Raw genomic sequence first — 21,502 nt, forward strand, 5'->3', positions numbered from 1 at the left:
CCGCAGGCGTGCGGCCTAACGAGCGCCCGGCGCGAACGTGACGGGCATCTTCCAGAAGCCGCGGAAGAACTCCGACTGGATGCGCTCGATGCCGCCGCGGTCGACCTCGTAGTCGGGGATGCGGCGCATCACCTCCTCGAGCAGCGCGCGGCCCTCGAACTTCGCGACGTGGTGTCCGAGGCACATGTGCTGGCCGGCGCCGAACGACAGGATGCGCGGCGCGCGCCGGTCGACGTCGAAGCGGTCCGGGTCGGGGAACTCGCGCTCGTCGCGGTTCGCCGAGCCCCACAGGAACATGATCGCCGAGCCCGCCTCGAGCTTCTGGCCGTGCAGCTCGAAGCCCGTCGCGATCGTGCGGCCGAGCATGTGCGTCGGCATGTCGTAGCGGAGCGCCTCGTGGAACGCGTGCGGCAGCAGCTCGGGGTCGGCCGCGCAGCGCGCGCGCTGGTCGGGGTTCTCCCAGAGCCGGCACAGCGTCGCCGAGAGGATCTTCGGGAACGTCTCGGTGCCCCCGATGATCATCATGTTCAGGTGGATCGCGATGTCCTTCGCGTCCTGCTTGCGCTCGAGCAGGTCCTCGCGGAGGAGCTTCTCGAGCACGGTGTCCTCGGGCGCGCCCTGCTTCTCGGCCCGGCGCGCGAGGTCGAACAGGTAGAGCCCGAGCTCCTTCTGGTTCTTGAGTCCGATGGCCGTGGTGCCGCGCGTGCCGGGCTCGCGGTGGAAGAAGCCGTTCACCCAGTCCATCACCATGTTGGCGTCCTCGAGCGGGATGCCGAGCAGCGAGCACGCGGTGCGGACGGCGACGGGGCCGCCGAGGTCGTGCACGGCGTCGGCGCGGCCCTTCTCGACGACGGCGTCGACGGCGTCGCGCGCGAAGTCGCGGATGCGCGGCTCGAGGCGCTTCAGGTACGCGGGCAGGAAGAACGGGTTGAAGTACGAGCGCACCTTCGTGTGCTCGCGCCCGTCGTAGTACGTGAGGTTCGGCGCGCTCGGCGTCTGGTGCGTGAGCAGGTGCGTGGTGGTCGTGCCCTGCTGCGACGTGAAGTTGCGCTGGTCGGTCTCGAGCTTCCAGACGTCCTCGAAGCGCGAGATGAACCAGCAGTCGAACTCCTCGAGATAGTAGGCGGGCGCCTCGTCGCGCAGCTGCTTGTAGACGGGGAACGGATCGTCCCAGATCGTCTCGTCGAACGGGTGGTAGGCGACCATCGGGGTCTTCGGGGCTCCATGTGCAGGGGTGGTCCCGCCCTGCGTACGGGCGGGGCGGCGGCACTCTACCAGCGATCGGGGCGCGACGGACCCCCTCCGCCCCGCGCGCGCGGGTATGCTCCCGGGCCGGCCGCCGCAGGCCCGTCGACGAGGAGCCGCCCCGTGAAGTTCTGCAGCATGATGTCGTTCGTGAACCCGGAGTACTACGTCGAGCTCGCGCAGCTCGCGGAGGCCTGCGGGTGGGACGCCTTCGGTCTCTCGGACCACGTCGTCAACCCGGACGTGATCGAGGCGAAGTATCCGTACAACGCCGACGGCTCGCGCATGTGGGACCACTCCGCGCCGTGGCCCGACGTGTGGGTCGCGACGGCGGCGATGGCCGCGGTCACGAAGCGCCTCGAGTTCATCCAGAGCGTCTACGTGCTGCCGATGCGCGACCCGTTCACGGTCGCGAAGGCGCTCGGCACGGCCGCGCTGCTCTCGCACTACCGCGTGAGCCTCGGCCTCGGGCTCGGCTGGATGAGCGACGAGTTCGAGATCCTCGGCCACTCGTTCGCGCGCCGCGGCGCGCGCGCCGACGAGATGGTCGAGGTGATGAAGAAGCTCTGGACGGGCGGCCTCGTCGAGCACCACGGCGAGTTCTACGACTTCCCGAAGCTCGCGATGAGCCCGGGCATGAAGGGCCCGATCCCGATCGTCGTGGGCGGCATCTCGAAGGCCGCGATGGAGCGCACGGCGCGCATCGGCGACGGCTGGGCGCCCGCGTACCTCACGGTCGACCAGGTGCGCGACGGGCTCGCCTTCATCCGCGAGCGCCAGAAGCACCACGGCCGCGAGGGGCACCCGCTCACCGTCTACACGGCGTGCCTCGACGCCTTCGACATCGACGGCTTCAAGCGCATGGAGGACGCGGGCGTCACGCACCTGGTGACGACGCCGTGGCTCTTCGGCGACCGCGCGATCGACTACAAGGACATCGCGAAGGGCGCGCCGCTCGACACGCTGCGCGCCGGCATCGAGCGCTTCGCGGAATCCGTGATCGCGAAGATGTGAGGCGCGGCGCCGGCCCGCCGGCGCGACGCGCTACATCCAGCTCTCGTCGTCGAGGCCGAGCTCGGGCCACGGGCCCGACGCGATCGGCTGGCAGTTGCCGACGCCCGTGCCGCCGACCGTCGGGTCGACGACCTCGACGCACGTGTCGCGGATCTGGTGGAGGCGGCGCGCCTGCTCGGGCGTCGTGCAGTCGGCGATGTGCTCGCCGTCGACGTGGAGCGCGCCGCGCCACTCGCCGTGGTGGTGGCCGTCGAAGCCGAAGTAGAGCCCCGCGCCGAGGTGCACGCCCGTGTCGCCGAGCACGCGGATCTCGAGCGGGCGCGCGCTCCCGTCGGCCATCGTGCAGCGCAGCCGACCGCCGAGCAGGCGCCGGTTGCGCGGGTCGAAGCGCAGCTCGGGCGCGATGTCGGCGATCGTCTCCTCGCGCCCGTCCGGGTGCTCGATGCGCGCCGTCGTCATGCGCTGCTCGAAGCCGAGCCCCTTGAACCACGTGAAGTGCAGGTGCAGGCCGTACGGCTCGCCCTGGCTCGTGCGCATGAGCACGGGACACCAGATCATCATGAAGCCGACGCCCGGCGGGATGCCCGGCCGCGGCTCGACGTCGGTCGGCGGCGTGCCCACGTCGTACCGCACGCCCCACGAGTGGTCGCGCGTCGACACCCAGCTCGACGCGTCCATCTCCGTGCGCTCGCCGTCGACCTCGATCCAGCCCGAGGCGACGCCGGTCTGGTGGTAGCGGACGAGCTCGGAGGAGATGCGGTAGGCGGCGCGCTGGAGCGTGCGGTCCTCGGGGAAGCAGGGCAGCACGGCTTCGAACTGCCAGTCGAACGCGATCGGCAGCGTGTCGTTGCGCTCGAGCCGGAAGCGCACCTTGCGCAGCGGCTCGACCACCTCGTAGTGGATCGGGCCGATCGACATCGTCGTCGGCTTCGGCGCGAGCGCGCGGCTCGCGCGCACCGTCCACTGCTCGGCGCCGCGCGACACCGCCGCGTACGCGTCCATGACGTTGCGGTTCGTGTACTTGCCGAGGCCGAAGCCGATCTGCAGCCCGCCGTCGCGCGCCATCGCCATCGCGCAGACCTTCTCGGTCCACGCCGGGTCGCTCACGGCCGGCGTCGCGAACGTCTCGGTCGTCTGGTGGATGAACTGCTCGTCCTCGGGGAGGATGTCGCCGATCGGGTTGTTCACGTGAGCGGGCTCCAGCTGCCGTCGAGCAGGCGTTCGAGCGCCGGCCGATGGGGGATCACGGAGTCGGGGTCGTCCGTCCACTGCGACTGGCCGAACGCGATCATGCGCCGCTGGATGCGCGACATGACGATGCCGTGTCGCAGCGCGGCGTAGACGTAGTACCAGACGAGGTCGCGCGGCGTGCGACCACTCGCGCGTTCGTAGGCGGCGGCGGCATTCGGCAGGCGGAGGAAGTCGGGCAGCCCCGTCATCCCCACCGCGACCGCGATGTCCTGGAAGAAGGCGTGCATGAAGCACAGCCAGCCGAGGTCGAGCTCGCGCGGGCCGAGCCCCGCCATCTCCCAGTCGAGGAGCGCCGCCGGCTCGAAGCCGCGGTAGATCACGTTGCCGATGCGCGAGTCGCCCCAGCTGATGACGGGCTCGCTCTCGTGCGCGGGCCAGTGCGCGTCGAGCCACGCGAACGTGCGCTCGAGCAGCGGGTGGCGCACGCCGTCGGCGACGACCCACGCATAGTAGTCGCGCTGGTTCTCCACGTGGCGCTCGAGCGGCGTGTCGCCCTTCACGGGAAAGGCGAGGAAGCCCGCGTCCGCGCGCTCCGCGTCGATCGCGTGCAGCGCGGCCATCGCCTCGACCGTCGAGCGCTCGAGCGTCGCGCGCTCGGCGTCCGACGCCTCGAGCACGAAGCCCGCGAACACGTAGGGCGGGACGTCGGACGGCACGCGCCCCTCGACGCGGTCCATCGCGAGGAAGGGCGCGCCGAGGTGCGCGGCGTCGGTCTCGAGCCAGCGCACGCGCGGCACGGGCACGCCGCCCTGCGCGGCGACGAGCCCGAGCAGCCGGAACTGCGCGGCGAGGTCGTAGGACGGGAACACGGGCACGTCGCGGTGCTGCGGCGCGAGGCGCGCCACGAGCGACAGCGTCTCCTCGCCCGCGTCCGTGCGCACGCGCGCGTCGAACAGCAGCGTGTCGCTCGACATGCCCGAGCCCGACGGGCTCGACAACGCGGGGATCTCGACGGACGCGCCCGCGCCGAGCCGCCCGGCGAGCCACCGCTCGAGCCGCGCGCGCGCCTCCTCCCGGTCGAGCGTCGACCGCTCGACGCTCGTGATCTCGTCGATCGAGGGTGCGCGCTCGTCCGCCGCCACGTCAGCCGAGGCTCAGCACGGTGCGGATGCCGCGGCCCGCGCGCATGTCGTCGAAGCCCTTGTTGATCTCGGCGAGCGGCCGGCGCTGGCTGATCATGCCCTCGAGATCGAGCGCGCCCTTGCGCCAGAGCGCGAGGAAGCGCGGCACGTCGCGGTGGCTGTGGCACGAGCCGAGCAGCGAGCCCGTGAGCTTCTTCTCGTGCGTGAGGAAGAGCGCGGGGATCGGGATCTCGAGCATCATCTCCATCGGCGCGCCGACCATCACCGTCGTCCCGCCGATGCGGCAGGCGTTGATGCAGTCCTGCACGAGCCTCGCCGACCCCGCGCCGTCGAAGCCGTAGTCGACGCCGATGCCGCCCGTGATCTCCTTCGCGCGCGCGACGACGTCGTCCTGCGTCGGGTCGAGCACGTCCGTCGCGCCGAAGTTCGCCGCGTGGTCGCGGCGCTCGGCCACCGGGTCGGACACGATGATGCGCGACGCGCCCGCGAGCCGGGCGCCCTGGACGATCGAGATGCCGATGCCGCCGAGGCCGGTGACCAGCACGGTCGCGCCTTCCTCGACCTTCGCGGTGTTGAGCACGGCGCCGACGCCCGTCTGCACGGCACAGCCGATCACGCACGCGATCTCGAGCGGCGTGTCGTCGGGCACCTTCACGGCGCTGTTCTGGTGCACGACCGTGTAGGCGCCGAAGCCGCCCACGCCGAAGCCGCGGTAGACCGTCTTCCCGCCGCGCGACAGCGGCGACGTGCCGTCCGGGCGCGTTCCCGTCATGAAGCCCTGCGCGTCGACGCACAGCGTCGGCTGCTGGCGCACGCAGTAGTAGCAGTGCCCGCACGGCGGCAGCGGCGTCAGCATCACCTTGTCGCCCTTCGCGAGGCGCGTGACGCCCGGGCCGACCTCCTCGACGACGCCCGCCGCCTCGTGCCCGAGGACGACGGGGACCTGCGCGCCGCCGGGCGTGTCGACCATCGTGAGATCGGAGTGGCAGATGCCGCAGTTCGACACCTTCACGACGACCTCGCCCGTTCCCGGGCTCTCGACGGCGATGTCGTCCGCGATGGACAGGGGCTTCTGATGCTCTTCGAGCAGGGCGGCGCGCATGGTCGTCGCGGACGTCATGGGGTCTCCTGTGTGCCGGCGGTGCGGCCGGGCGGGTGAAGTCGTTCCGTTCGCGGAGTGGGGCGTCTTCGTTCGCTCAGCTCGCCCACACCACGCTCTGCAGCTCGCTGTACGCGTGCAGCCCGAACTCGCCGCCGTCGCGACCGACGCCGCTGCGCTTCGTTCCGCCGAACGGCGCCTCGTGGTTGCGCTGCGTGGTGTCGAGGCCGACGTTGCCCGAGCGGAGGCGGCGCGAGATCGCCATCGCGCGCGCCGCGTCGCGCGAGAACACGTAGTCGTAGAGACCGTACTCCGTCGCGTTCGCGATCGCGATCGCCTCGTCGTCGTCGTCGCACGGGATCGCGACGACCACCGGGCCGAACACCTCCTCGCGCGCGATCCGCATCGAGGGCGGGCCGGTGACGAGCGTCGGCGCCGCGAAGAAGCCGCGCGCGAGCGCCGGCCGCTCGCCGCCGGCGACGACGTCGCCGCCGTCCTCGCGCGCCGTCGCGATCCACGCCTCGATCCGGTCGCGCTGCGCGGCCGAGATCACCGGGCCGACCACGGTCTTCGGGTCGGTCGGGACGCCGACGGGAAGGCCCGCCGCCAGCGCGGCGAGCCCGGCGACCACCTCGTCGAAGCGGCTGCGGTGCACGATCGCGCGCGTCGGCGCCGTGCAGATCTGCCCGCTGTGGAACGTGAACGTCGAGCCGATCATGCGCACCGCGTTCGCGACGTCGGCGTCGTCGAGCACGAGCGCCGCGCCCTTGCCGCCGAGCTCGAGCAGCATGCGCTTCAGCGTGCGCGCGCCCGTCTCGGCGATGCGCGTGCCGACCGACGTGCTCCCCGTGAAGCTCACCATGTCGACGTCGGGCGACGCGACGAGCGCCTCGCCCGTCTCGGGCGTCGAGCCCGTCACGACGTTCACGACGCCGTCCGGGAAGCCCGCCTCGCCGAGCAGCTCGACGAGCCGGAGCACGCCGAGCGGATCCTGCGGTGCGGGCTTCACGACGACCGTGTTCCCCATCGCGAGCGCGGGCCCGAGCTTGCCCGCCATGTTCGTGATCGGGAAGTTGTACGGCGTGATGCAGGCGACGACGCCGACGGGCTGTCGCCGCGCGATCGCGTTGACGACGCCGCCGGGCGCGAGCGGCGTCGCGGGCATCTCCTGCGGTGCGAGCGGGAGCACGTGCGAGTGCAGCGCGCGGCGCGCGTAGTCCTCGAAGCGCGCGATCGCGACCGGGATCTGCATCTGCCGCGCGACGGCCTCCGTGCACCCCGTCTCGGCGATGACGAGCGGGACGAGCGACTCGGCGCGCGCGCGCAGCAGCTCGGCCGCGCGCGCGAGGAGCGCGGCGCGCGCGGCGGGCTCGGTCCGCGACCAGGGCTCGAAGGCGTCGCGCGCGGCGGCGGCCGCGCGTTCGGCCTGAGCCGCCGAGCCCTCGGGCGCGCGACCGACGAGCTCCTCGGTCGCCGGATCGACGACGTCGTAGGTGCCGCGCGCGCCCGGCTCGCGCGCGCCTGCGATCCGCAGCGTGTACGCGGCGTCGCTCACGCGCGCGCTCCGGAAGCAGGGGCGGCCGATGCGCGCGGCGGCGGTGCGAGCGATGCGGTGCGCGTGTCGGCGCCCGGCCGCAGCACGCGGCCGGGCAGGGCGCCCGTCGGACTCCCGTCCTCGAGCGTGCGCACGCCGCCCACCCACACGCCGCGCACGCCGATCGCGTCGGCCGTGAGGCGGCGGCTCGCGCCCGGGAGGTCGTCGCGGAACGCGGGCTCGGCGGCGTCGACGCGTTCGGGGTCGAAGAGCACGAGGTCGGCGACGAAGCCCTCGCGCACGAGGCCGCGGTCGCGCAGGCCGAACAGCTCGGCCGGCTCGCCCGACATCATCGCGACCGCGCGCTCGAGCGGGACGAGGCGCCGCCCGCGCAGGACGTCGCGCAGGAACGCGGTCGGGTAGCTCGAGCCGCACATGCGGTCGAGGTGCGCGCCGGCGTCGGAGCCGCCGAGCATCACGTACGGGTGCTCCCACGTGCGCGCGCGCAGCGCCCAGCTCGCATCGTCCTCGCCCGGCTGCGAGGGCCACAGCACGGTGCGCAGCCCGTCCGCCACGACGACGTCGAGCAGCGCGTCGAACGCCGATGCGCCGCGCTCGCGCGCGACGTCGACGATGCGGCGGCCCTCGAGCCCCGCGTTCGCCTCGGCGAAGGTCGTCCCGATGCGGTAGTCGCCCCAGCGCGCGAGGCCCGCGAAGACGCCGGCCTCCTTGCTGCGCGCGCGCGCGTCGAGCTCGCGCCGCACGTCGGCGTCGCGCAGCTTCGCGATGCGCTCGGGAACGGGAAGCTGCATCACCGGCGCCCAGCCCGGGATCGAGTGCAGCGCGCTGTGCGTTCCGAAGCTCGCGCACATGCCCGCGATCGTCGGCATCGTGAGCGCGACGATGCGCGCGCCGCGCTCGGCCGCGCGCTCGGACAGCTCGACCTGCCGCGCGACGCGCTCCGCGCTCTGCGCGTCCACCGTCAGCACGTTCCAGTTCGCCGGCCGTCCCGCGGCGAGCGCCATCTCCGTCGCGAGCTCGATCTCCTCGTCCGTGAAGCCCTTCAGGCAGCCGTCGACGATCCACTCGAGCGTCGTGCCCTCGTGGTCGCGAAGCGCGCGGCAGAGCGCGAGCACCTCGTCGCGCTCGGCCCAGCGCGACGGCACGGGGCGTCCCTCGCCGTCGGTGTGCGTGAACGAGAGCGAGGTCGAGAAGCCGAGCCCGCCGGCCTCGATGGACGCGTGCAGCAGCGCCACCATCGCGTCGATCTCGGACGGCGTCGCGGCGTTCCCGACGGCGCGCTCGCGCATCACCGCGCGGCGCAGCGCGCAGTGCCCGACGAGGAACGCGGCGTTCACGGCGATGCGTCCCTCGAAGCGCGCGAGGTAGTCGCCGAAGCCGCGCCAGTCCCAGGCGAGGCCCTGCTCGAGCGCGGCGAGCGGCATGCCCTCGACCTTCGCGAGCATGCGCCGCAGGTAGTCGGCGTCGTCGTCGCCGGCGAGCGGCGCGATCGTGAAGCCGCAGTTGCCGCCGACGACGGTCGTGACGCCGTGGAGCGACGACGGCGTCGCGAGCGGGTCCCACAGGAGCTGTGCGTCGTAGTGCGTGTGCGGATCGACGAAGCCCGGCGCGAGCACGAGCCCGTCGCCGTCGACGACGCGCGCGGCGTCCGCGGCGAGCCCGCCCGGTGCCGCGATGCGCGCGATGCGCCCGTCGCGCACGCCGACGTCGGCGTCGCGCGCGGGAGAGCCCGTGCCGTCGACGAGGCGCACGCGCGCGAAGAGCGTGTCGAGGCGGCCCTCGCCCGATCCCGGAGCGGGGCCGGGCTCGGGCGCGTTCGGCGCGGCGCGATCGGGAGGTCGGGACACGGGGCTCCTCGCGGGACGCCGAGCTTACTCCCCGCGGCGAGAACGTGACAAGATCGCTCGCAGCGTGCGGGTTCGGCGCGCGGGTTCGGCGTGCGGGTTCGGCGTGCGGGCGGCGCGCACCGGCCGGCGACCGCGGCCGCCGCGCCATCGACTAACAATGCGCGCGGGCTCGGCGCCGCGGGTCGCCCGGCGGGCGGCGCCCGTCGGGCGCGGGCGCGCGCGCCGGCGCGAGGGGGAGGAATCGGCGTGGATCTCGGACTTCGCGGCAGGACGGCCCTCGTGACGGGGAGCTGGCGCGGCACGGGCGCCGGCATCGCGCGCGTGCTCGCGCGCGAGGGCGCGCACGTGCTCGTCCACGGACTCGAGCCCGGGCAGGCGGAGGCGGTCGCGAGCGAGATCGCGTCGGCGGGCGGCCGCGCGAGCGCCGTCGCCGGCGACGTCCGCACCGATGCGGGCGCCGAGGCCGTGGCCGGCGCGGTCGGCGAGCGCGGCGGCCTCGACATCCTCGTCAACAACTACGGGCGCGCCGAGGGGCGCGGCTGGCTCGACGGCGCGAGCGACGACTGGACGGCGATGTGGGAGACGAACGTGCTGTCGGGCGCGCGCATGGTGCGGCTCCTCGTGCCGGCGATGCGCGCGCGCGGCTGGGGCCGCGTCGTCTTCGTCGGGACCGTCGGGAGCCGCCGTCCGCGCGCGCAGATGCCGGGCTACTACGCCGCGAAGGCCGCGCTCGCGAACATGGCCGTCGGGCTCGCGAAGGAGCTCGCCGGAACCGGCGTGACGGCGAACGTCGTGAGCCCCGGAATCCTCGCGACCGACGAGGTCGTCGCGTCGCTGCGGGCGCGCGCCGAGCGCGCGGGCGAGCGCGTCGCCGAAGGCGACCTCCCGGCGCTGGCGCGCGTCGCGGCGGCCACCTTCCTGCCCGCGCCGAGCCTCGCGAGCGGGCGGATCGGCACGGTCGAGGACGTCGGCCACCTCGTGGCCTTCCTCTGCAGTCCGCACGCCGACTACGTGAACGGGGCCGACCTGCGGATCGACGGAGGCGCGGCCGACTGCGTGTGACTTCCCCGTCGGTCCGGCGCGCCGGATTCCGGCGCTCCGCCCTCTCCCGCGCGCGCCGCCCTAACAAGGATGGCGCCGGCGGCCGAAGGACCCCGGGGTCCACCGGAGGCCTCGGGAGGGGGAAGTCGTGCAGCTCGTCTATCCGAAGGAGAAGGCGCTCTTCGCCATCGTCGTCGCGGTCTCGGCGCTCGTCTGGACGGCGCTCGTCGTCGGCACGCTCGGGATCGCGCTCGTCTACGCGCCGTTCGTGCTCGTCGGCTACCTGTTCGCGCAGTCGGGCTTCATCTCGTACGTGCGCGGGACGGGCGTCGAGGTCTCGCCCGCGCAGCTCCCCGACCTCCACGACCGCCTCGAGCGCTGCTGCGCCGAGCTCGGCATGGAGCGCGTCCCCGTCGCGTACGTGCTCAACGCGCACGGCCTGCTGAACGCACTCGCGACCCGCTTCCTGCGCCGCCACTACGTCGTGCTCTTCAGCGACGTGCTCGAGGCGCTGACCGACCGGCCCGACGCGCTCGACTTCTACATCGGTCACGAGCTCGGCCACATCCGCCGCGGCCACCTCGCCTGGGCCTGGTTCCTCGCGCCGGGGCGCATCCTCCCGCTGATCGGCACCGCCTACTCCCGCGCGCGCGAGTACACGTGCGACCTGCACGGGCTCGCGTGCTGCGCCGACCCCGAGGACGCGGCCTACGGCCTCGCGGTGCTCGCGGCGGGCCGACACGGATCGAACGCGCTCGACCTCGACGCCTTCGCCGACCAGTCCGATGCGACCGGCGGGTTCTGGATGTCGTTCCACGAGCTGACGGGCGACTACCCGTGGCTCACGAAGCGCATGCGGCACCTGCGCGCGGCGGCGACGCGGCACGCGCCGTCGTTCCCGCGCCGCCATCCGCTCGCGTGGCTGATGGCCGCCTTCGTCCCGCGCATGGGCGGCGCGGCGGGAGGCGCCGCCGGCGCGATGATGAGCGTCGCGATCGTCGGCGTCGTCGCCGCGATCGCGATGCCGAACTACCTGCGCTTCCGCGCCGCGTCGGAGCTCGCGCCCGCTGCCGAGATGCGGCGCGAGGTCGAGCGAGCGGCCGGCGCGTTCATCCTCGAGCGCGGCCACGTGCCGGCCTCGCTGCCCGACATGGGCCTGCCCGCCGACGCGGCGAACGCCGCGGTCGAGTCGGTCCGCATCGAGGGCGCGACGATCGTGATGGAGCTGCGCACGATCGAGAATGCCGGCGGTCGCACCGTCGTGCTCACGCCCTACATGGACGGCGACCGGATCGGATGGGAGTGCGAGACCGACGTCGCCGACGCGTTCGCCGGCGCCATCTGCAGCGACGCTCCGCCCGCGGCGCCGTCGCCGGGGCTCGCGGAGATGCTCGGCGCCCTCGCGGGCGGCGCGGCAGAGCCGGGCGGCGACGATGCGGGGGGCGACGACCCGACGTGGTTCGTCGGCCGCGAAGAGTACGCCTGCGGCGCGTTCAAGGAGACCGACGGCTTCGAGGCGCTCGAGCCGTCGAGCCGGCAGCGGCTCCTGCAGCACTGCGCCGAGTGGAAGCTCGAGAACCTCTAGCGCGCCGCGCGGGACGGGCGAGGCCCGCTTCGTCCCAGGCGCGCGCGAGCAGCGCGCGCACCTTCGGCTCGGTCGCGTAGGAGACGTGCCCGCCCGGATACCACGCGATGCGCGGGCGCTCCCAGTGCCGCCACAGTGCGAGCACGTCGGCCGGACGCACGACGCGATCGACGACGCCCGCGAACACGTAGCGGCGCTCGCGCGGCACGAGCGGCGCGACCGCCGTCGGCGCCGCGACGCGCAGCAGCCGCTCGGCGCGCGCGCGCACGTCCGACGGCGCCTCGCCCGTCTTGCGGGCGACGCCGTCGCAGTAGCTCGCATAACGAGGAGCGACGTCCGTCGCCGGCATGCCCGCGACGACGCAGTCGAGGCCGGGCTCGACGCTCGCGAGCAGCGCGGCGAACGACGCCCCGAGCGAGAGCCCGAAGACGCCGACGCGCTCGGCGCCCTCCGCGCGCAGCCACGCGACGAGGCGTCGCAGCTCCCACACCGCCTGGGCCGACGCGTGCACGAAGGCGAGCGGGCTCGCGTCGAAGAGCCCGTCGCCGCTGCGCCAGCCCGCCCGCCGCGGGCCGTGGAGCGGCGGCACGTAGAGCAGCACGTTCAGCCCGTGGGCGGCGTGCAGCGCGTCGGCGGCGAACGCGGAGAGGTCGAGCGACGGCGAGCCCATCCCCCAGCCCGGGATGCAGACGAGCCAGCGGCGGGTGTCGCTCGCGCTGCGCACGGCCCACGCGTGCGCCTCGCGGTTCGCGCGCTGGGCGAGCCAGCGCGCGCGGCCGGGGACGTCGGGATCGGGCGCATAGCCGCTCACGAAGCGCAGGTGGTCGAAGCGCCCGACGGCGGACCACTCGCGCCGCGCGCGCGGCGCGGCCGGAGGCGGCGAGCCCGCATCGCCGGCCGTGTGCCGGTGGAAGGAGCGCGGGTCGTCGAGCCAGCCGCGCCGCGCGAACAGCTCGAGCGCGGCCGCGATCTCGGCCTCGGCGCCGACGAAGTCGACGGCCGGGCCGAGCGAGCTGACGAGCGGTGCGCGCGCGAGCAGGTAGGCCTCGTCGGCGACGAGCTTCGCGGCGACGAGCGGGTGGGGCGGCGCGATCGGGACGTCGATGCCGCCCGGGTGCGCGACGAGGCGGTTCCACTCGTCGAGCCAGCGCGCGACCCCGGCGCCGTCGCCGAGACCGCCGAGCGACGACAGGCGGCGGAGGTCGCCGAGGCGCGCGAGCGCGGCGAGGTCCGGGCGCAGGTCGAGAGCGCGAAGCTCGGGAAGCCAGCGGAGCCAGGACGCGCGCTCGTCGCGTCCGGTGCGTCGTTCGCCCACGGGGCCTGCTCCTCGCGTCGGCGGCGCGCGCTCGCCGCGCCGGCTCTCCGGCGCGGCACGCCGCTCCGGACGCGGAGCTTCGCACACGGCGGGCCGAGGGTGGGCGCGTCGCGGGGCGGGATTCGCGTCCGCGCGGGACGCTCGCGCTCGGCGACCGGTGGCGCGCGGCCCGAGCGGGCCGCGTGCGACCCGATGTCGCACCGGCGGGCGCGCGCGCCGGGGGCGGCGTCGCGCATGGCCTCGGCGGCGCCGGGCGGCGGACGCGTCGCCGCTTCTGACCTAGCCTGCGCGCGCCGGTCCGTCGGCTCGCACGGGCCCGCACGGCGAGGAGCGCGCGCACGCGATGACCCGGTACCACTACGAGCGGCTCACGACCGAGAGCGCGTCGCACCTGATGGTCGAGGACTCTCGCCACTTCGCGCACGCGCTCAGCATCATGATCTTCGAGCGCGGGCCGCTCGCCCGCGCCGAGCGCGCGATCGACGTCGAGCAGGTCTCGCGCGGCATCGAGGCGCGCCTGCACCTGGCGCCGCGCTTCCGCCAGCGCCTCAAGTGGGTGCCCTACGAGGACCACCCGTGCTGGGTCGACGACGCGGAGTTCCGGCTCGACTACCACGTCCGCCACACGGCGCTGCCGCACCCCGGGATGGAGCGGCAGCTGCGCCGGCTCGCATCGCGCCTCATGGCGTCGCGCCTGCACCGATCCCGCCCGATGTGGGAGTGCTGGGTCGTGGAAGGGCTCGACCGCGACCGCTTCGCGCTGATCGGCAAGGTCCACAACTGCATGATCGAGGACGACTCGGGCGCCGACCTGTTCCAGGCGCTGCTGTCGCCGGACCCGGACGAGCCGTTCGATCACGCGCCCGAGTTCACGCCGCGTCCGGCTCCGTCGGGCGTCGAGCTCGTGCGCGACGAGGTCGTGCGCCGCTTCCGGCTTCCGCTCAAGGCGCTCGAGCGCATGCGCCGCCTCGCCGCCGACCGCGATGCGCTCCGCCACGACGTGCAGCGCCGCATGGAGGGCGCGGCGCGGCTGCTCGGCTACTCGGTGATCCCGCCGCGCACGACGCCGATCAACGGGCGCATCGGCCCGCACCGCCGCGTCCACACGCTCGTGCTCCCGCTCGCGCCGATCCTCGACGCGCACCGCGCGCTCGACTGCACCGTGCACGACGTGATGCTCGCCGTGCTCTCGTGCGCGCTCCGCCGCTTCTTCCAGGAGCGGCTCGTGCACCCCGCGTCGCTCGACCTGCGCGTCGCGACCCCCGTGCAGCAGCCGGCCGACGCGGGCCGCGACGAGATCGCCGAGTGGGTCGTCGAGCTGCCGATCTGGGAGGCCGACCCGCTGCGCGTCGTCGACGTCGTGCGCACGCAGACGCGCGACCAGTTCGCCGCGCATCCGGCGATGGGCGCGCGCACGCTGTTCTCGGTCGCGCGCTGGTCGGGCTCGCGGCTCGTCGCGCTCGCCGCGCGCTCGCTGTCCAACTACGCACCCGTGCACACGTCGCTGATCAACGTGCCGGGCTCGCAGGAGCCGCTCTACTTCATGGGGGCGCGCCTGCTCGAGACGTATGCGGCGGCGCCGCTGCGCGGCGAGCAGGCCGTCGCCGTGTCCGCGATGAGCTACGAGGGCAAGATGTGCATCGGGCTGAACGCCGATTCCGACGTCGTGCCCGACGTCGACCAGCTGGGCAAGGCGTTCGAGCGCGCGCTGTCGGACCTCGTCAGTGCGAGTCAGCAGCCCGGCCCGCGGCTGCGCGCGATCCAGGGCGGCGCCTGACGCGCGCCTTGGCCCGCCGTCCGGCGGGCCCGCCGTGGACGACGCCCGACTTCGCGAGCGCGGACTCGATGAAGGTCATCACCTCGCCCTTCCACTGGCTCGCGACGTGGCCGCCCGAGTACCAGAGCATCTCGGGCCGGCCCCAGTGGCGCCACAGCGCGCGCGCCTGGTCGGGGCGCACGACGCGGTCGGCGATGCCGGCGTAGACGAAGCGCTTCTCGCGCGGCACGACCGGATCGAGCGCGAGCGGCGACACCATGTGCGTCATCTTCCGCACGTTGTGCCAGTCGATGGCGAGCTCGCGCTCGTAGCCGCGCAGCACCCAGGGCTGGTTGTCGCGCGCGACGTTGGGGAAGTCGCTCGGCGGGATGCCGGCGATCACGCAGTCGAGGTCCGCCTCGAACGCCGACACGAGCGCCGACGTGTAGCCGCCGAGCGAGACACCCCACAGCGCGATGCGATCCGCGCCGCGGTCGCGCACCCAGCCGAGCAGGCGTCGGATGTCCCACACCGCCTGCGAGAACACGTAGACGAGGTTCACGAAGTCGGGCGTGAGCAGCTCGGAGCCGCTCATGTGCGCGCCACCGCGCGGGCCGTGCAGCGGCAGCACGGGCAGCAGGACGTTCAGGCCGAGCTCGTGGTGCAGCCTGCGCACGTTGAAGCCCGCGAAGTTGACGACGGGGCTCCCCATCCCGAACCCGTGCACGCCGACGACCCACGGTCGATCGGACTCGCCCTCGTGCTCGAGCACGTAGGCGTAGGTGCGCTGGTTGTGCGTGTACGCGGCCCAGCGATCTGCGTGCGGGAGGGCGGGGTGCGCGCGGTACTCGCTCTCGAACGAGAGCTCGCGGTAGCGGAGGAAGCGCCCCTGCGCCCACGCGCGGCCTTCCTTCTCGTCCCACGTCTCGACGCGCGGCGGCGTGCGGTAGAAGGAGCGCGGGTCGCCGAGCCAGCCGCGCGATTCGACGACGCGCGCCGCGCGGTCGAGCGCCTCGTGCGCGGCGCGCACCTCGGTGGGGTTCGGGACACCGGTGAGGAGGTTCACGCCGAGCGTGAAGCTGCGGTCGAGGACGGCCTCGCCGATGGCGGCGAGTGAGGCGTCGAGCGGCGGGACCTCGGCGTGCGGCGTCTCTCCGCGCGCCGCCGTCCACGCCTCCGACACGAAGTGGCCGAGCTGCAGGATCGGGAGCGCGAGGATGCGAAGGCCGCCCATCGGGGCGCGATACTAGCCTCGGAACGGCGCTCGCGCGGCGGCGCGCTCGGCCCCGCTTCGCGTTTTCCGCCGCGCGCGCCCGGCCCGCGCTCTTCACGCCGCGGTCGCCGCGCCCGCGGCGGGGCAGCGCGTACGCATCCGCGCGCGCAACGCCGGGTGTTCCCTCGATTCGTCGCACCCGCGCCGCGCGAGCTGTGCCATGCTCGGGCGCTCGTTCCCGAGGGCGGCCCGTCGCGGCCGTCCCCGCGGTGCATCACCCCGACGCGCCGCGCGGCCACGCACACCGGGATGCGAGCGACCTCCGCACGTATCTCCCGGGCCGTGCCGGTCGCGATCGGCGCGCGCGAGCGTTTCCGGCATTCGACGCGATGGCGGTCGGTGTCGGCGGAGAGAGGCCGAGGAAGGCGACGATGACGACGGATGCTCCCACTCGAAACGCGAAGCTCCTCGCCTGGGTCGAGGAGGTCGCGGCGCTGACGAAGCCCGACGCGGTCCGCTGGTGCGACGGGTCCGAGGCCGAGTACGACGAGATGTTCCGGCTGCTCGAGGCGAGCGGGACGGCGCGTCGGCTCGACGAGGGGAAGCGGCGGAACAGCTACCTCGTGCTCTCCGATCCGGCGGACGTCGCGCGCGTCGAGGACCGCACGTTCATCTGCTGCGAGCGCCGGGAGGATGCGGGCCCGACCAACAACTGGCGCGCGCCCGCCGACATGAAGGGGACGCTGCGCGGCCTCTTCGACGGCGCGATGCGCGGCCGCACGATGTACGTGATCCCGTTCAGCATGGGGCCGCTCGGCTCCCACATCGCCCACATCGGCGTGCAGATCTCCGACTCGCCCTACGTCGTCGCCAACATGCGCATCATGACGCGCATGGGGAGCAAGGTGCTCGACGTGCTCGGCGACGGCGACTTCGTGCCGTGCCTGCACTCCGTCGGCTTCCCGCTCGTGGACGCGCAGGGCGCGCGCCGCGCGGACGTCGCGTGGCCGTGCGACGGCGACAACAAGTACATCGTGCACTTCCCCGAGACGCGCGAGATCTGGAGCTACGGCTCGGGCTACGGCGGAAACGCGCTGCTCGGCAAGAAGTGCTTCGCGCTGCGCATCGCGTCGACGATGGCGCGCGACGAGGGCTGGATGGCCGAGCACATGCTCATCCTGAAGCTCACGTCGCCGGGCGGCGAGGTGAAGTACGTCGCGGCCGCGTTCCCGAGCGCGTGCGGCAAGACGAACCTCGCGATGCTCGAGCCCACGATCTCGGGCTGGAAGGTCGAGACGGTCGGCGACGACATCTGCTGGATGAAGTTCGGGAAGGACGGCCAGCTCTACGCGATCAACCCGGAGGCCGGGTTCTTCGGCGTCGCGCCGGGCACGGGCATGGACTCGAACCCGAACGCGATGCGCGGGCTCGACGAGAACTGCATCTTCACCAACGTCGCACTCACCGACGACGGCGACGTCTGGTGGGAGGGGATGAGCGCGCCGCCCGCGCACGCGATCGACTGGCGCGGCAACGACTGGACGCCGGCCGCGGGCAAGCCCGCCGCGCACCCGAACGCGCGCTTCACGGCGCCTGCGCGCCAGTGCCCGGTGATCGCGCCCGAGTGGGAGGACCCGAACGGCGTGCCGATCAGCGCCATCCTGTTCGGCGGTCGGCGCGCGACGGTCGTGCCGCTCGTGCACGAGAGCCGGAGCTGGCAGCACGGCACGTTCCTCGGCTCGATCATCTCGAGCGAGAAGACGGCGGCGGCGGCCGGCAAGGTGGGCGAGCTGCGCCGCGACCCGATGGCCATGCTCCCCTTCTGCGGATACAACATGGCCGACTACTGGAGCCACTGGCTCTCGATCGGCGCGCGCTCGGGCGCGAAGCTCCCGCGCATCTACTACGTGAACTGGTTCCGCAAGAGCGCGGAGGGCGACTTCCTGTGGCCGGGCTTCGGCGACAACGGCCGCGTGCTCAAGTGGGTCTTCGAGCGCGTGACGGGCAAGGCCGAGGGCACGGAGACGCCGATCGGTGTCGTGCCGGCGCCCGGCGAGCTCGACCTCGCGGGCCTCGCGCTCGACCAGACCGACCTCGACGAGCTGCTCGCGGTCGACGTCGACGGCTGGCTCGCGGAGATCCCGCTCATCCGCAGCTACTACGCCAAGTTCGGCGAGCGCATGCCGCAGGCGCTCGTCGGCGAGCTCGAAGCGCTCGAAGCGAGGCTGCGCGCCGCGAAGCGGTGAGTGTCGGTGCGCACGCCGACGGCGCGGGGAGCGGCCGAGACGACCGGTTCGTGACTTCGTCGTGACCTCGGGAGGGGGAGCCGGCGCATCGCGCCGCAGGAGCCCTGCCATGCCCAGTTCGACTCCCCCCGTCCTTCCGTCGCCGTCGGTGCGCGCGCGACGCGCGACCCTCCCGTTCGAGCTCGCCGGGCTTGGGCTCGCCGGGCTCGCGCTCGCGGGCATCGCGCTCGCGGGCATGGCGAGTGCCGCCGAGGCAAGGAGCCGCCGCGCGTCACCCGAACAGCGCATCGAGCGCAGCCGCTCCGAGCGCGCGGCGCTCGCCGGTGCGCACCGCCGCGACGCCCACCGGCGCGACCGGCGCCCGCGCTGGCAGCGCGACTTCCGCACGATCGACGGCTCGTTCAACCACCCGGGCGACCCCGACGCGGGCGCGGTCGGCGCGCGACTCCTGCGCTGGGGCGGGAGCGACTACGCGGACGGCGCGAGCGAGATGGCGGGCGCCGCGCGCCCGAGCGCGCGCACCGTCAGCAACCTCGTGCACGCGCAGGACGCGCCGCGGCCGAACGCGCTCGGCGCGAGCGACTACCTCTGGCAGTGGGGCCAGTTCCTCGACCACGACCTCGACCTGACCGGCGGCGCCGACCCCGCCGAGCCCGCGCCGATCGCCGTTCCGATCGGCGACCCGCACTTCGACCCCTTCGCGACCGGGACCGCGCAGATCGACTTCGACCGCTCGATCTACGACGGTGCGACGGGCGTCGCGTCGCCGCGCGAGCAGGTCGACGAGATCACGGCGTGGATCGACGCGTCGAACGTGTACGGCTCGGATGCGGAGCGCGCGCGCGCGCTCCGCGCGGACGACGGCTCCGGGCGGCTGCGTACGAGCGCCGGCAATCTCCTGCCGTTCAACGACGCCGGGCTGCCCAACGCGGGCGGCTCGGACGACGCGTCGCTCTTCCTCGCCGGCGACGTGCGCGCGAACGAGCAGGTCGGCCTCGCGGCGATGCACACCCTGTTCGTGCGCGAGCACAACCGCATCGTCGACGAGCTCGCCGCTCGCCACCGCGGCTGGCGCGGCGACCGCGTCTACGAGAAGGCGCGCCAGCTCGTCGGCGCGCTGATGCAGGCGATCACGTATCGCGAGTTCCTGCCGGCGCTGCTCGGGCCGAACGCGCTCGCTCCCTACACGGGCTACGACCCGGGCCTCGAGCCCGGGATCGCCAACGTCTTCGCGACGGCCGCCTACCGGTTCGGGCACAGCGCGCTGAGCCCCGTGCTGCAGCGGCTCGACGCGAACGGCGACCCCATCGCCTACGGACCGCTCGCCCTGCGCGACGCGTTCTTCGCGCCGGAGCGGATCGTCGACGAGGGCGGCATCGAGCCGATCCTGCGCGGCCTCGCCGCGCAGCGCTGCCAGCGTGTCGACGCCTACGTCGTCGACGACGTCCGCAACTTCCTGTTCGGGCCACCCGGAGCGGGCGGCTTCGATCTCGCCTCGCTCAACGTCCAGCGCGGCCGCGACCACGGCCTGCCGAGCTACAACGCCGCGCGCGCCGCGTTCGGCCTCGCGCCCGCGGCGGACTTCGACGACGTGACGAGCGACCCGGCGCTCGCCGCGCGCCTCGCCGCCGCCTACGCGAGCGTCGACGACGTCGATCTCTGGACCGGCGGGCTCGCCGAGGACGCCGTCGACGGGGCGCACCTCGGCCCGCTCTTCCACCGCATCGTCGTGATGCAGTTCCAGGTGCTCCGCGACGGCGACCGGTTCTGGTACGAGCGCGTGCTCGAGCCCGACGAGGTCGCGTGGGCGAACGCCTCGCGGCTCTCGGACGTGATCCGCCGCAACACCGCGATCGGCGACGAGCTGCCCGACAACGTCTTCCAGCCCGAGGTCGGGGCGAGCGCGCGCCCGCGCTGAGCGCGGCGGCGGGCGCGGCACGCGCGCGCGGATTCCCGCTCGCGCGCGCGCGACCGATGATAGGCTGCGCGCCCCATGGCGACGCTCGAGTTCTTCTACGACATCGGAAGCCCGTGGACCTATCTCGCCTTCCACCGCATCGAGGAGGTCGCGCGCGAGGCGGGCGCCGAGCTCGCGTGGAAGCCGATCCTCGTCGGCGGCGTCTTCAACCGCGTCAACGCCGGCGTCTACGAGGCGCGCGCGAACCCGAACCCCGTGCGCTGGCGCTACATGGCGAAGGACATGGCCGACTGGGCGCGCGCCTACGGCCTGCGCATCGCGTGGCCGCCGAGCGTCTTCCCCGTGAACAGCGTGAAGGCGATGCGCGGCGCGCTGGTCGCGCTCGACGAGGGCCGTGTCGCCGCCTACTCGCGCGCTGCCTTCGAGGCCTACTGGGGCGACGACCGGGACATCTCGCGCGACGACGTGCTCGCGGACGTCGCCGCCCGCGCGGGGCTCGACCCCGCGCGCTTCCTCGCGCGGATCGCGAGCGACGACGTGAAGGCGCGCCTGCGCGCGAACACGGACGAGCTGATCGAGCGCGGCGGCTTCGGCACGCCGACGATGTTCGTCGACGGCACCGACATGTACTTCGGCAACGATCGGCTCCCGCTCGTGCAGCGGGCGCTCGCGAGCTAGCGCGCGACGCGCCGGCTGGGCGAGCGCGCGAGGAGGGAGGCAGGCATGGACGAGCGAGGGCGGTCGCGGCAAGTCGGCGTGCGTCGGGTCGCCGTGGCGGGAGTCGCGCTCGCGGTCGCATTCGCGCTCGGTGCGGCGCGCGATGCGCGCGCCGAGGAGGCGCCGTCCGGGGCCTACGTCGCCGTCGGCGTGGCCGGCGTCTTCGACCAGACGGGAATCGACTTCGACTCCGGCGTCGGGGCCGACGTGCGGGTGGGCGGATTCCTCTCGGAGTACGTGCGCCTCGAGGCGGAGTACGCCTACACCGGCGATCTCGAGCGCTCCTTCGGCTTCTTCGGGCGGCTCGAGGCCCGCGCGCACACCGCGACCGTGAACCTGCGCGTCGGGCTGCCTTCCGAAGTCGTGTCGCCCTTCGTGGTCGCCGGCGTCGGCTACCAGCGGCTGCAGGCCGAGACCTTCTTCGCCCGGGCCGACGACGACGCCTTCGCGTTCCGCGTCGGCGGCGGCCTCGAGGCGCAGGTGGGCGGCCCCTTCGACTTCTTCCTCGAGGCCGGCTACGTGCGCTCGACGAGCGATCTGCTCGGGGCCGACTTCGACTACGTCGCCGTGGTCGGCGGGCTCGCGCTGCGCTTCCCGCGCTAGGCGGCGCGGCCGTCG

The 21,502-nt window shown here is 74.0% G+C and carries 16 protein-coding genes; 8 read left to right on the forward strand and 8 right to left on the reverse strand.

All coding sequences use genetic code 11. From position 1 onward, the window contains the following. Window positions 1–15 precede the first annotated feature (15 nt). Window positions 16–1,206 (reverse strand): cytochrome P450, encoded by a 1,191-nt coding sequence (locus tag R3E88_14260; GenBank protein ID MEZ4217644.1) that lies wholly within the window; start codon window positions 1,204–1,206, stop codon window positions 16–18. Between the two features lie 162 nt (window positions 1,207–1,368). On the opposite strand from R3E88_14260, the gene R3E88_14265 reads away from it, so the two are divergent. Beyond that, window positions 1,369–2,259 (forward strand): TIGR03619 family F420-dependent LLM class oxidoreductase, encoded by an 891-nt coding sequence (locus R3E88_14265; protein ID MEZ4217645.1) that lies wholly within the window; start codon window positions 1,369–1,371, stop codon window positions 2,257–2,259. Window positions 2,260–2,289: 30 nt separating this feature from the next. Here the strand turns inward: R3E88_14265 and R3E88_14270 are convergent, their stop codons facing one another. The 5 genes from R3E88_14270 to R3E88_14290 all read right to left on the reverse strand — a co-directional run bounded on the left by R3E88_14270 (window position 2,290) and on the right by R3E88_14290 (window position 8,997). Continuing rightward, on the reverse strand, window positions 2,290–3,447 hold the full coding sequence (locus tag R3E88_14270) for a hypothetical protein (protein MEZ4217646.1): 1,158 nt from the start codon (window positions 3,445–3,447) through the stop codon (window positions 2,290–2,292). Then, entirely contained in the window at window positions 3,444–4,592 is a 1,149-nt protein-coding gene (locus R3E88_14275) for a phosphotransferase family protein (GenBank protein ID MEZ4217647.1), read from the reverse strand. Before R3E88_14275 ends, R3E88_14270 begins: the two co-directional genes overlap by 4 nt. 1 nt (window position 4,593) lies before the next feature. Further along, window positions 4,594–5,712, reverse strand: coding sequence for a Zn-dependent alcohol dehydrogenase (locus R3E88_14280; protein ID MEZ4217648.1), 1,119 nt, complete (start codon window positions 5,710–5,712; stop codon window positions 4,594–4,596). 76 nt (window positions 5,713–5,788) lie between these two features. Beyond that, window positions 5,789–7,246: an aldehyde dehydrogenase family protein gene (locus R3E88_14285; protein ID MEZ4217649.1), complete on the reverse strand. Its 1,458-nt coding sequence runs from the start codon at window positions 7,244–7,246 to the stop codon at window positions 5,789–5,791. Continuing rightward, entirely contained in the window at window positions 7,243–8,997 is a 1,755-nt protein-coding gene (locus R3E88_14290; protein ID MEZ4217650.1) for an amidohydrolase family protein, read from the reverse strand. Before R3E88_14290 ends, R3E88_14285 begins: the two co-directional genes overlap by 4 nt. A 342-nt stretch (window positions 8,998–9,339) precedes the next feature. Between R3E88_14290 and R3E88_14295 the strand changes: the two genes are divergently transcribed. Together R3E88_14295 and R3E88_14300 are read left to right on the forward strand one after the other, a co-directional pair. Further along, window positions 9,340–10,155: an SDR family oxidoreductase gene (locus tag R3E88_14295; GenBank protein MEZ4217651.1), complete on the forward strand. Its 816-nt coding sequence runs from the start codon at window positions 9,340–9,342 to the stop codon at window positions 10,153–10,155. A 127-nt stretch (window positions 10,156–10,282) separates the two neighbouring features. Continuing rightward, on the forward strand, window positions 10,283–11,719 hold the full coding sequence (locus tag R3E88_14300; protein ID MEZ4217652.1) for a M48 family metallopeptidase: 1,437 nt from the start codon (window positions 10,283–10,285) through the stop codon (window positions 11,717–11,719). Here the strand turns inward: R3E88_14300 and R3E88_14305 are convergent. Beyond that, window positions 11,628–13,034: an alpha/beta hydrolase family protein gene (locus R3E88_14305; protein ID MEZ4217653.1), complete on the reverse strand. Its 1,407-nt coding sequence runs from the start codon at window positions 13,032–13,034 to the stop codon at window positions 11,628–11,630. The genes R3E88_14300 and R3E88_14305 overlap by 92 nt on opposite strands. 343 nt (window positions 13,035–13,377) lie before the next feature. On the opposite strand from R3E88_14305, the gene R3E88_14310 reads away from it, so the two are divergent. Continuing rightward, entirely contained in the window at window positions 13,378–14,811 is a 1,434-nt protein-coding gene (locus tag R3E88_14310; protein MEZ4217654.1) for a wax ester/triacylglycerol synthase family O-acyltransferase, read from the forward strand. Here R3E88_14310 and R3E88_14315 read toward each other — a convergent pair. Then, complete coding sequence (locus R3E88_14315; GenBank protein MEZ4217655.1) at window positions 14,756–16,024, reverse strand: alpha/beta hydrolase; 1,269 nt, start codon at window positions 16,022–16,024, stop codon at window positions 14,756–14,758. The genes R3E88_14310 and R3E88_14315 overlap by 56 nt on opposite strands. Window positions 16,025–16,434: 410 nt before the next feature. Here R3E88_14315 and R3E88_14320 point away from each other — a divergent pair, with 410 nt between their 5' ends. The 4 genes from R3E88_14320 (at window position 16,435) to R3E88_14335 (ending at window position 21,487) form a co-directional block, all read left to right on the forward strand. Beyond that, window positions 16,435–18,249, forward strand: coding sequence for a phosphoenolpyruvate carboxykinase (GTP) (locus R3E88_14320; protein MEZ4217656.1), 1,815 nt, complete (start codon window positions 16,435–16,437; stop codon window positions 18,247–18,249). 109 nt (window positions 18,250–18,358) lie between these two features. Continuing rightward, complete coding sequence (locus tag R3E88_14325; protein MEZ4217657.1) at window positions 18,359–20,167, forward strand: peroxidase family protein; 1,809 nt, start codon at window positions 18,359–18,361, stop codon at window positions 20,165–20,167. A gap of 75 nt (window positions 20,168–20,242) precedes the next feature. Then, entirely contained in the window at window positions 20,243–20,845 is a 603-nt protein-coding gene (locus R3E88_14330) for a 2-hydroxychromene-2-carboxylate isomerase (GenBank protein MEZ4217658.1), read from the forward strand. Window positions 20,846–20,938: 93 nt separating this feature from the next. Then, a complete protein-coding gene (locus R3E88_14335; GenBank protein MEZ4217659.1) occupies window positions 20,939–21,487 on the forward strand; it encodes a porin family protein in 549 nt (182 codons plus the stop codon). Window positions 21,488–21,502: the final 15 nt, after the last annotated feature.

Source organism: Myxococcota bacterium, from assembly GCA_041389495.1.
Classification (GTDB): Bacteria; Myxococcota_A; UBA9160; order UBA9160; family UBA4427; genus JAWKRT01.